12 protein-coding genes are annotated in these 10,392 nt (G+C 68.8%); 9 read left to right on the forward strand and 3 right to left on the reverse strand.

The genetic code is table 11. The features are described from left to right. Window positions 1-28: 28 nt before the first annotated feature. Window positions 29-1,015, reverse strand: coding sequence for a M64 family metallopeptidase (locus ACIA8G_RS24885; protein ID WP_396421050.1), 987 nt, complete (start codon window positions 1,013-1,015; stop codon window positions 29-31). Window positions 1,016-1,143: 128 nt separating this feature from the next. Here ACIA8G_RS24885 and ACIA8G_RS24890 point away from each other — a divergent pair, with 128 nt between their 5' ends. The 4 genes from ACIA8G_RS24890 (at window position 1,144) to ACIA8G_RS24905 (ending at window position 5,768) form a co-directional block, all read left to right on the forward strand. After that, on the forward strand, window positions 1,144-1,920 hold the full coding sequence (locus tag ACIA8G_RS24890) for a cytochrome c biogenesis CcdA family protein (protein WP_396421051.1): 777 nt from the start codon (window positions 1,144-1,146) through the stop codon (window positions 1,918-1,920). Between the two features lie 41 nt (window positions 1,921-1,961). Continuing rightward, window positions 1,962-3,437, forward strand: coding sequence for a cytochrome c biogenesis protein ResB (locus ACIA8G_RS24895; RefSeq protein ID WP_396421052.1), 1,476 nt, complete (start codon window positions 1,962-1,964; stop codon window positions 3,435-3,437). Next, window positions 3,437-4,357, forward strand: coding sequence for a c-type cytochrome biogenesis protein CcsB (gene ccsB / locus ACIA8G_RS24900; protein ID WP_396421053.1), 921 nt, complete (start codon window positions 3,437-3,439; stop codon window positions 4,355-4,357). The genes ACIA8G_RS24895 and ccsB overlap by 1 nt, the downstream gene beginning before the upstream one ends. 103 nt (window positions 4,358-4,460) lie before the next feature. Further along, entirely contained in the window at window positions 4,461-5,768 is a 1,308-nt protein-coding gene (locus ACIA8G_RS24905) for an AAA family ATPase (protein ID WP_396421054.1), read from the forward strand. Between the two features lie 49 nt (window positions 5,769-5,817). Here ACIA8G_RS24905 and ACIA8G_RS24910 read toward each other — a convergent pair whose 3' ends face one another. After that, window positions 5,818-5,985, reverse strand: a complete 168-nt coding sequence (locus ACIA8G_RS24910; RefSeq protein ID WP_086667950.1) for a hypothetical protein — start codon at window positions 5,983-5,985, stop codon at window positions 5,818-5,820. Window positions 5,986-6,042: 57 nt separating this feature from the next. Then, the gene (locus tag ACIA8G_RS24915; RefSeq protein ID WP_167980329.1) at window positions 6,043-6,249 is read right to left on the reverse strand and encodes a BldC family transcriptional regulator; all 207 of its coding nucleotides are present in this window, start codon (window positions 6,247-6,249) and stop codon (window positions 6,043-6,045) included. A 162-nt stretch (window positions 6,250-6,411) separates the two neighbouring features. Between ACIA8G_RS24915 and ACIA8G_RS24920 the strand changes: the two genes are divergently transcribed. The 5 genes from ACIA8G_RS24920 to ACIA8G_RS24940 form a co-directional block, all read left to right on the forward strand. Further along, on the forward strand, window positions 6,412-6,873 hold the full coding sequence (locus ACIA8G_RS24920) for an Lrp/AsnC family transcriptional regulator (RefSeq protein WP_396421055.1): 462 nt from the start codon (window positions 6,412-6,414) through the stop codon (window positions 6,871-6,873). 4 nt (window positions 6,874-6,877) lie between these two features. Beyond that, entirely contained in the window at window positions 6,878-7,147 is a 270-nt protein-coding gene (locus ACIA8G_RS24925; protein ID WP_396421056.1) for a DUF4229 domain-containing protein, read from the forward strand. Between the two features lie 26 nt (window positions 7,148-7,173). Continuing rightward, on the forward strand, window positions 7,174-8,262 hold the full coding sequence (locus ACIA8G_RS24930; protein ID WP_396421057.1) for a PLP-dependent cysteine synthase family protein: 1,089 nt from the start codon (window positions 7,174-7,176) through the stop codon (window positions 8,260-8,262). A gap of 54 nt (window positions 8,263-8,316) precedes the next feature. Continuing rightward, entirely contained in the window at window positions 8,317-8,619 is a 303-nt protein-coding gene (locus ACIA8G_RS24935; RefSeq protein ID WP_396421058.1) for a hypothetical protein, read from the forward strand. Next, window positions 8,616-10,392 (forward strand): hypothetical protein (locus ACIA8G_RS24940; RefSeq protein WP_396421059.1); only part of this gene is annotated, 1,777 nt, incomplete at its 3' end. The genes ACIA8G_RS24935 and ACIA8G_RS24940, both read left to right, overlap by 4 nt.

Here is a 10,392-nt window from a genome sequence, read left to right on the forward strand (position 1 = left end):
AAAAGGGGGCCTCGCGGCCCCCTTTTCCCTACTCTCCGGGTGGTGCGACCGGGGGGTTCAGCGACGGGATCTTGGCCTTGAAGGCCTTGATCATCGCGTCCCTGCCGATCGAGTTGAACCGCTTGCCGAGCGTCCGCATGATCGAGTTGTCGGTCGGCCGGTACAGCCCGTTCTTGTAGTAGCGGGCGCCCTGGACCGGGCCGATCACGCCACCGTCCGGCGACGGCTGGCCGAGGTACTGGCCCCACTTCGCACCGGTCGGGTCCTTGGTGACGTTGAGCTCCTTCGGCTCGTCACCGGTGTAGGTCTCGTACGGGTAGTCGTACTCGTCGGCCAGGCCGCCGATGGAGTGCCCGAGTTCGTGGACCGCGATCTGGCCGGCCTGGGCGTTGCCACCGGAGGCGGTGGCAACGGAACCGCCGGCACCGCCGTACTTCGTGGTGTTCCCGAGCGCGATCACCTGGTCCGCGGCAGGGGCGAGCGCCGCGTACTCCAGGGCCTTGGTCTCGTTCACGCAGAGCAGGCGTTCGGTGTTGGCATCGAGGCCGCGGCACCAGAAACCCATGTCCAGCGCGGTGATCCGGTCGACGCCTCTGGTCGGGTCGTTGTCCACACCGGACTCGGCGGAGGTGACGTTGACCTGCCAGACGTTGAAGTAGTCCTTGTAGGACGCGAACGGCTCGATGGACACGAGTTCGGACCACTTGCTGAGCACGTGGTCGCGGTAGGTCGCCAGATCGGCGGACGTGTAGCCGTCGCCGACGAAGACCAGGTCGAACCGGTCGGCCGAGGGGCCGGTCACCTGGATCGGGATCACGTCGGCCGTGACCGCCGTCCGGAAGCCCGCCGTCTTCTCCGGGGGAGCCTTCGGAGTGAGGGTCTGGGTGATGGAGCCGTCTTCGTGGAAAACCTCGCGCCATTCCATCGCCGGGGCTGCGCCACCGGTCGGTACCTGGGCGAACAGAGCGAGCGTCGCGACCGTCAGTGCAGGGAGGATCAGCCGGGAACGATGCATGCGATGACGCTAAGGAAACGCTCATTCACCCACAAGGCGGCAGAAGTCGGTACTTCGGTCTATGGATCGGTAGGCCAAAGGTGACACCGGTCGAGGCGTGATCTGGGCAACTACCTACCCTGAGTTGTGTGAACCCCACCGATCTGGCGATCTCCGGGCCGTTGCTCCTGGCCACCGGGGTCGCTTTGCTCGCGGGTTTCATCTCATTCGCCTCGCCGTGCGTGGTCCCGCTCGTCCCCGGTTATCTCGCCTACCTGGCCGGTCTGGTCGGCGCCGAGGCACCGCGGGTCGATGCGAACGAGCCGGCCAGGCAGGGCCGGTGGCGCGTGGCCGGGGCCTCGCTGCTGTTCGTGCTCGGGTTCACCGTCGTCTTCGCGTTGGCCTCGATGGTCGTTCTCGGGGCGTCGGACGCGTTGTTCCTCAACGCCGATCTGTTCCAGCGCATCGGCGGGGTCGTCACCATCCTGATGGGACTCGTGTTCATCGGATTCGTGCCGGCGCTGCAGAAGGACGTCCGGTTCCACCCGAAGCCCAGGGCCGGGCTCATCGGCGCGCCGGTGCTCGGTGCCGTGTTCGCGCTCGGGTGGACGCCGTGCCTCGGGCCCACGCTCGCCGGGGTGCTCGCCGTCGCGCGCAGCACCGAGGTCGGGTCGTCCACGGTCCGCGGGGCCGTGCTGGTGCTGGCCTACTGCCTCGGGCTCGGGTTGCCGTTCGTGGTGCTCGCCCTCGGTGCGCGGTGGGCGTTGGGCGTCACGAAGTGGCTGCGCGCGCACGCGCGGCAGGTGCAGATCTTCGGTGGTGTGCTGCTGATCCTGGTGGGCATCGCACTGGTCACCGGGCTCTGGGGTGAGTTCGTCGGGTGGCTGCGCTACTCGTTCGTCGACGTCGTGAGGCTGCCGCTCTAGTGATCGCCTTCCTCCGCAACACGTGGCGTGGTCTCACCTCGATGAGGACCGCGCTGACCCTGCTGTTCCTGCTCGCGCTCGCCGCGATGCCCGGCGCGTTGCTGCCGCAGCTCTCGCTCAACGCGTCGAAGGTCGACGAGTACATCGCGAGGAACGGCTGGTGGGGCGAGATCCTCCTCAAGCTCGGGTTCTTCGAGGTGTACGCCACGCCGTGGTTCGCCGCGATCTACCTGCTGCTGTTCACCTCGCTCGTGGGCTGCCTGCTGCCGCGTACGTGGGAGTACTTCAAGCAGATGCGGGCGCGGCCGGTGCTGACGCCGCGCAACCTCTCGCGCATGCCGCACCACGCGGAGGCTGTGCTCGACGTGACGCCCGAGGAGGCCGTCTCCCGGGCGAAGAAGGCCATGCGCGGCTGGCGGATGGACACCGGTGACGACACGGTCAGCGCCGAGCGCGGGTATCTGCGCGAGACCGGCAACCTGGTCTTCCACTTCGCGCTGCTGGGCCTGCTCGTCTCGTTCGCGCTGGGCAAGATGTTCAGCTACGAGGGCCAGGTCATCGTGCAGGCCGACGGCGGCCAGTTCTGCAACGGCGGCATCTTCAACTACGACTCGTTCCGGCCGGGCCTGCGCGTCGACGGCACGGACCTCACGCCGTTCTGCGTGGAGATCGGCAAGTTCTCCGCCGAGTACCTCGACAACGGTCAGCCCGTCGGTTACCGCGCGGACATCCGGTACCAGTCCGGTGAGGACCTCGCCTCCGGCACGTGGCGCCCGTTCAACCTGCAGGTCAACAATCCGCTGCGCACCGAGGGCGACCGCCTTTACCTGCTGGGCCACGGCTACACGCCCACGTTCACCGTGACGTTCCCGAACGGCGAGAAGCGCACGCAGTCCATCCAGTGGCTGCCGACCGACCAGCTCACGCTGGCCTCCGAGGGCGCGACGAAGTTCGATCCGCCGCTCGTGACGGACGCCGAGCAGCGGCGCAAGGGTCAGATCGCGGTGACCGGGCTGCTCGCGCCGACACCGTTGCTGCACGGCAGCATCCTGAACTCGAAGTTCCCGGCGCTGAACAACCCGATGGTCGCCGTCGACGTGTACCGCGGCGACCTCGGCGTGGACGACGGCCGCGGCCAGTCGATCTTCTCGATCGACATGAAGATGGTCGAGCAGGGCCGGTTGCAGAAGGTCGCGCGCAAGAACCTCGCGCTGGGCGAGGAGATCGCGCTCGAGGACGGCACGAAGGTGCGGTTCGACGGCGTGAACGACTGGGTGTCGCTGCAGGTCTCGCACGACCCGACGCAGACGTACGTCCTGCTGTTCGCGATCCTGATCATTCTCGGCCTCGGGGTGTCGCTGACCGTCAAACGCCGGCGGGTGTGGGTGCGTGCGACGGTTCAGGAGGACGGGCGTACTTTGGTCGAGGTCGGTGGGCTTGCCCGCACTGACCAGGCCGGATATGGCGAGGAGTTCACGCGGCTGGCCCGCGCTGTGTTGCACGAGGGGAAGTCCTGATGCCGGTCAACGAGACTCTCGCGACGTACAGCGACTGGCTGTACCGCAGTGCCCTCGGGGTCTACTTCTTCGCGATGGCCCTGTACCTGGTCGAGCAGGTGTTCACGCGGGCTCCCAGGAAGGCCGAGGCTCTGGTCGGCGCGGGTACGCCGGTGCCGGGCCTGGTCGAGGAGCCGAAGCGGGAACTGTCCAGGCCGGAACGTCTCGGCCGCATGGGTGCCGCGCTGACGGTGCTCGGTGCGTTGCTGCACCTGGGTTCGCTGGTGATGCGCGGTCTCTCCGCCGGGCGCGCCCCCTGGGGCAACATGTACGAGTACATGTCGCTGCTGTGCCTTGCGGCCGTGGTGATGTGGATCGTGCTGATGGCGAAGTTCCCGATCCGCCGCCTCGGTGGGTTCGTGCTCATGCCGATCGTGATCCTGATGTTCCTCGGCGGCACCGTGCTCTACGCGGAGTCCGCGCCCGTCCAGCCCGCGCTGCGGTCGTACTGGCTCGTGATCCACGTCTCGGTGATCTCGATCTCGTCCGGCATGCTGCTGATCCCCGGCGTCGCCTCGATCCTCTACCTGCTGAAGGACGGCAGGGACGACAGGCTGCCGAAGCTGCCGTCGGCCGATGTGCTCGACCGGATGGCGTACCGCACCACCGTGCTGGCGTTCCCGCTGTTCACCGCGGGCATCATCCTCGGCGCCATCTGGGCGGAGGCCGCGTGGGGCCGGTTCTGGGGCTGGGACCCCAAGGAGACGGTGGCGTTCGTCTCGTGGGTGGTCTTCGCGGCGTATCTGCACGCGCGCGCGACGGCCGGTTGGCGCGGTCGTGGGGCCGCTTGGATCAACGTCGCGGGCTTCGCGCTCAACGTCTTCAACCTGTTCTTCATCAACTTGGTTACTAGCGGGTTGCATTCCTACGCGGGTCTCTAACGACTTATCCCCCCAGGTCGATGGAACCGGTGCGAGGTGCGTACCGTCGCATGCTGGGGGTCGGGGAAGTCTCGATCCTCCTTGCTCAGGGAGGGCCACAGCGGTGACATGGCAACCACCGGGTGAGGATCAGGGCTCCGGCCCGCAGTACGTCGACCCGCAGACGGCCTACCTCGACCCGCAGCAGTCCGGTCCGCAGCACGTGAGCGGCGGCCAATCAGGCCCGTACCCCGTGGGCGGCAACCAGTCGGGCCCTTACCCGGTGCCCGGCAACCAGTCAGGTCCCTACCAGGTGCCCGGCACGCAGTCCGGGGCGTACCAGGTGGGTGGCGGCCAATCGGGTTCTTATTCGGTCAGCGGTGGCCAGTCCGGCCCGTACAACGTGGGCGGCGGCCAGTCCGGTCCCCACAACACGAACCAGAACACAGCCCAGTACGGCCAGTTCGCAGGCGCGCAGTACCCGAACAACTTCCCGCAGCAGCAGTACCGCTCGCAGGCGGAGCAGGTCTCGTCGCAGCAGCTGATCAAGAAGGACAAGCGCCCGCCGTCGTCCGGCTGGCGCAAGTCGCTGCACTCGATGACCGGTGGCGCCGTCAACCTGGGCGAGAGCCCGGCCGACGTGCGCCGGCGTGAGTTGATCGGGCGGATCAACCAGCCGCTGCGCGGGTGCTACAAGATCGCGATGCTCTCGCTGAAGGGCGGCGTCGGCAAGACCACGACGACGACCACGCTGGGCTCGACGTTCTCGTCGCTGCGCGGCGACCGGGTGATCGCGGTCGACGCGAACCCGGACCGCGGCACGCTGGCGTTGAAGATCCCGCGGGAGACCACGGCGACCGTGCGGCACCTGCTGCGCGACGCCTCGCGGATCACCAAGTACAGCGATGTGCGCGCGTACACCTCGCAGTCACCGGCGCGCCTCGAGGTGCTGGCGTCCGAGCAGGACCCGGCGGTGTCGGAGGCGTTCAGCGAGGACGACTACCGGCGCACGGTGGCGTTGCTGGAGCACTTCTACAACCTCGTGCTCACCGACTGCGGCACCGGCCTGATGCACTCCGCGATGAAGGGCGTGCTGGACGAGGCGGACTCGCTCGTGCTGGTGTCGTCCGGCTCCGTCGACGGAGCGCAGACCTCGGCGGCCACGCTCGACTGGCTGGAGGCCCACGGCTACCGCGACCTGGTCGCGAAGTCCGTGTGCGTGATCAACTCGGTGCGCCCGAAGTCCGGCAAGGTCGACCTCGACAAGCTCGCCGCGCACTTCCAGCAGCGTTGCCGCGCGGTCGTCCGTCTGCCGTTCGACGAGCACCTCGAAGAGGGCGCCGAGATCGCGCTCGACCAGCTCGCGCCGGAGACCCGGCTGGCGTTGCTGGAACTCGCCGCGGTGGTCGCGGACGACTTCCCCAACTCCTGAGGCCGGTCACACGGCGAAAGGGGCCCCGGGGTCGGGGCCCCTTTTCCGTTCACTCGTCGCGTTTGCGCTGCTCATCGAGCTTGCGCAGGAACTCCGGGTCGTCGTCGGGTGCGATCACCTTGCGGCCCGGCGTGTACTCCGAGTGCTGCGGGGCGAAGGCTCGCCACACCAGCACTGCCACGGTGAGCGCACCGATCACCGCCAAAAGGTAGATCATTTGGTCGCCACCTCCCTTTGCCACGACATTACTCGCGGCACAGGGATTACTACGGTTTCAGTGGCGGACGGGTTCAGTCGCCTCGGTGGTCAGCTCCGAAAGCAGAGCCTTCACCTCGGTCTCACGGAACCTGCGATGTCCTCCAGGCGTGCGGATCGAGCCGATGCGACCGGCGGTGGCCCATCGGGTCACGGTCTTCGGGTCGACCCGGAACAGATTGGCGACTTCCCCAGGCGTCAACAGCCGCTCGGACGCTGTAGTCACTCGTCCTCCTCAGATCAGACGTTCCGGCCTGATCGTGGCATCTCACCCTTCAGGTACTCGAACGCTTGTTTTTTGGTAAAGAGGTAGTAAGGGACGACCGGGGCGATTCGGACATGTGACCGGGACTACTTGAGTGCACTCGTGGGGCATAGGGTGTCGCGGGTGGATGCTCTTGATCGACAGATCATCGCCGCGCTGCGTGCGAACGGCCGGGCCACCTACGCCGATCTCGGCCGCCAGGTCGGCCTGTCCGCCAGCGCCGTGCACGAGCGCGTCGGGAAGCTCGAGTCCAGCGGCGTGATCGTCGGCTATCACGCGGTCGTCGACCCCAGCGCGGTCGGCCTGGGCGTGACCGCGCTGATCGGCATCCACCCCACGGACACCGCGGACGACAACGAGGTCGCGGACGCGCTGGCCGAGCTCATCGAGGTCGAGTCCTGCTACCGGGTGGCGGGCGACGAGTCGTTCATCGTCAAGGTCAGGGTGGCGACGGTGGACGATCTGGAGCGCGCGCTCGGCCGGCTGCGGCGCATCCACGGCGTCGCCCGGACCCGCACCACCGTGGTGCTGTCCACGCGCTTCGAGGGACGGCCTAACACCTCTGACGAGGGCGACGTAACCTGAACGGGTGCTCGCTCGCGATGTGACGCTCTACGTGCTCGCCCGCCTCGGTCTCGTCGGGCTGGTGACGGGCGCACTCATGCTCTTCACGGTTCCGCTGCTGCCCGCGCTGGCCGTGGGCGTGGTCGTGGCGTTGCCCGCGTCGTTGTTCCTGTTCAAGGGGCTGCGGCAGCGCGTGGCGGCCGGGTTGAACGAGCGCCAGGCCGTGCGTCAGGCGGAGCGGGACAAGCTGCGCGCCGAGCTGCGCGGCGATGAGGGAACTCTCACCCAGGCATAAGCGCCGGGCGCGGTTATCGTGCCGCTGTGAGTACCACCGTTGACCGTGTTTGCAGCAGGACCAGGCACTGGGTGTGCGAAGCCGTCTCGATCATCGAGGCGGACGCCAACCGCAGCGCGGACACACACCTGCTGCGCTACCCGCTGCCGCTCGACTGGGGCATCGACCTCTACCTCAAGGACGAGTCGACCCACCCCACCGGTTCGTTGAAGCACCGGCTGGCGCGGTCGTTGTTCCTCTACGCGATCTGCAACGGCTGGATCACCGGTGGCACGCCCGTGATCGAGGCGTCGTCCGGGTCGACGGCGGTCTCCGAGGCGTACTTCGCGCGGCTGCTCGGGTTGCCGTTCATCGCGGTGATGCCCCGCTCGACCTCGGCCGAGAAGGTCGTGCTGATCGAGCGGCAGGGCGGCAAGTGTCACTTCATCGACGACCCGTCGACGATCTACGACGAGTCCCGGCGGCTGGCTGCTGAGCTCGGCGGCCACTTCATGGACCAGTTCACGCACGCCGAGCGCGCGACGGACTGGCGTGGCAACAACAACATCGCGGAGTCCATCTTCGACCAGATGAAGCTGGAGCCGTCGCCGGAGCCCGAGTGGGTGGTCGTCGGGGCAGGCACGGGCGGTACGTCGGCGACGATCGGCCGGTACATCCACTACCAGAAGCTGAACACGCGGCTGGCCGTGGTGGACCCGGAGTTCTCGGTGTTCTTCGACGCCTGGCGGGACAGCGCGCCGGACCTCGTGGGCACGCGCGGCTCGCGGATCGAGGGCATCGGGCGGCCGCGGGTGGAGCCGTCGTTCGTCGGCCAGGTGATCGACCGCATGATCAAGGTGCCGGACGCGGCCTCCGTGGCGACCATCCGGTACGTCGAGGACCTGCTCGGCCGGCGCGTCGGCGGCTCGACCGGGACGAATCTCTGGGGAGCGTTCCAGATCGTGGCCCAGATGCGGCAGTCTCGCACCCGCGGGAGCGTGGTGACTCTGCTTTGTGATGGCGGCGAGCGTTACGCGAACACCTACTACGACGACTCATGGGTATCCGCACAGGGCATGGATCTCGACCCGTGCCTTGAACGCCTGAACAACTTCCACCGCACGGGGAACTGGTGACGAGAGTTGTGCGTCACAGCGTGACCTGAGCACCTGAGTCCGCAGGGGGACGCTGTGTCGCTGTACACCGACGCCGCCGAGCTGCGCGCGTACGCCGAGTACCTGCGCACCGAGGCGCAAGAGTTCGAGACGATCCGCAAGTACGTGCACACCACGGCGTGCGACAAGAGCGGCTTCACCGGCCTGCTCACGTTGCTGCAGCCGGGCGTGGACATCGTGCGTGCGCTGTTCGACGAGACCCTTGACTTCGGCAAGTCCAAGCTGGAGGGCACAGCGTCCGCTGTGGACGAGACGGCCAACGTCTACGAGGCCGTCGACAGGGCCCAGATGAAGATCTTCGAAGGGCTCCTCAAGTGACCACGGCCTACCGCGACCCACGCCCCGTCGCCGCTTCGCTCAAGCAGCCCGACGTCGACACGGCCTCGCTGAACGACGTCCTCGCCGACCAGGGCTGGGGCGTGCAGGCGGTCAACTGGGTGTTCGAGGCCGTGACCGGCGAGAGCCTGGTCGCCACGATCATCACGCCGATCACCGGCGACTGGTCCAAGATCCGCGCCGACGGCGACGCCTGGCGCATGGTCGGCAACGCCATGAACGACGTCTCGTACAACCTCACCGACGCGGTCGGCAAGGTGCGCGACAACTGGGACGGCGACGCCGCCCGCGCCCACGAGAAGTACATCGCGCTGGGCTGGAAAGCCGCCCTGTTCGCGGAGATGGGCGTCACCCAGCTGATCGCGAAGGGCTTCGACACGGTCGCGTCCGGCGCGGAGGCGCTGGGCAAGCAGGCCGCGCGCTTGCTGGACTACCTCGTCAACAAGCTGCTCGAGGCCGCCGCCACCGTCTGGATCCCCGTCGCCGGTTGGATCAAGGCCGCCGAGATGGTCTGGAACGCGTACCAGATCTACCGGCGCGTCATGGACATCATCGACACGGTCAAGAAGCTCATCACCGACGTCAAGGCCCTGTTCGACGCCGTCGGCCGAGTCTTCTCCGCCATCGGCAAGCTGAAGGACGCCGACTCCCTGGCCGAGGCCATGAACGCCACCCAGGAGGTGGCGGAAGCCGGCCGCGACGTCCGCAACGCCGTCAACGACATCCACGACGACATGACGTCCATCAAGGACTCGGCCACCGAGATCGTGGACCGGGGCCGCGACATCGGCTCCTCGGTGCGTGAGGTCTACACCCCGCCGGGATCTTCTGACGGCACCAAAGCCGCCGCCGTCTCGGCCGTGGCTCCCGGTGGCGCCCCGGTCTCCGCGCCCCCGACGTTGCACGGCGGCCCTGACGCTCCCGCCACCCACGCCGCGACCGCCGGCGGCCCCGCCGTCTCCGCTCCGCCCACGGTGGGCTCGGGCGGTGGCGGCTCTGGTGGCGCTGGCTCTGGTGGCGCTGGCTCTGGTGGTGTGCCGACCGGTGGTGGCGCTGGCGGCTCTGGTGGCGTGCCGACTGGAGGTGGCACCGGCGGCTCTGGCTCTGGCGGTGTGCCGACGAGCGGCCACGGTGGCCCAGCCGGGTCCGCCCCGCCGCGAGTCGACACGACCCACGCGGCCGGCGCCGCACCTGCCGCAACCGCACCGTCGCACCACTCGACGCCAGTCGGCGGCGCGATGCCGATGGGCGCCCCGATGGCACCCGGCGGTGGCGGCGGCGACTCGTCGCGCAGCTCGGGTTCACGCCCCGGCTCGTCCGCCGGGTCGGCCTGGCCAGCTCCCGGCACGTCCGGCCAGGCAAAGCCCCCGACCGCCGGAACGGGCGGCCTGCCCTCCCCGCCCGGACACGCGAGCCCCGGCCTCCCGACGCCTCCCGGCCACGCCAACCCCGGCCAGTCGAACTCGGGCCCCGGCGCGGGCGGCGCTCGCCCCGGCCTGCCGACGCCCCCGTCCGGCTCTGGTCTGCCCACGCCCCCGTCCGGTCCCGGTGTGCACACGCCCCCGTCCGGCCCTGGTGTGCACACGTCGCCTGCGGGCACGGGCGGCTCGCACCCGACGCCAGGCTCGGCCGGCTCGCACCCGGCGCCGGGTGGGTCTGGGCTGCCCACGCCTCCTGGCCACCCAAGCGCGAGCTCCGGCACGGCAACGGCCCCAGCTCCTACCGGAACAGGCGGTCACCCGACCCCGTCCGGTG

Origin of the sequence: Lentzea sp. NPDC051213, assembly GCF_044455585.1 — a bacterium.
Taxonomy (GTDB): Bacteria; Actinomycetota; Actinomycetes; order Mycobacteriales; family Pseudonocardiaceae; genus Lentzea.

What these genes read in the sequence shown, in the direction of transcription:
- ACIA8G_RS24885 (WP_396421050.1), bottom strand. Translation starts at nt 1,015, where the DNA reads ATGCATCGTTCCCGGCTGATCCTCCCTGCACTGACGGTCGCGACGCTC.
- ACIA8G_RS24895 (WP_396421052.1), top strand. Translation starts at nt 1,962, where the DNA reads ATGAGGACCGCGCTGACCCTGCTGTTCCTGCTCGCGCTCGCCGCGATG.
- ccsB (WP_396421053.1), top strand. Translation starts at nt 3,437, where the DNA reads ATGCCGGTCAACGAGACTCTCGCGACGTACAGCGACTGGCTGTACCGC.
- ACIA8G_RS24910 (WP_086667950.1), bottom strand. Translation starts at nt 5,985, where the DNA reads ATGATCTACCTTTTGGCGGTGATCGGTGCGCTCACCGTGGCAGTGCTG.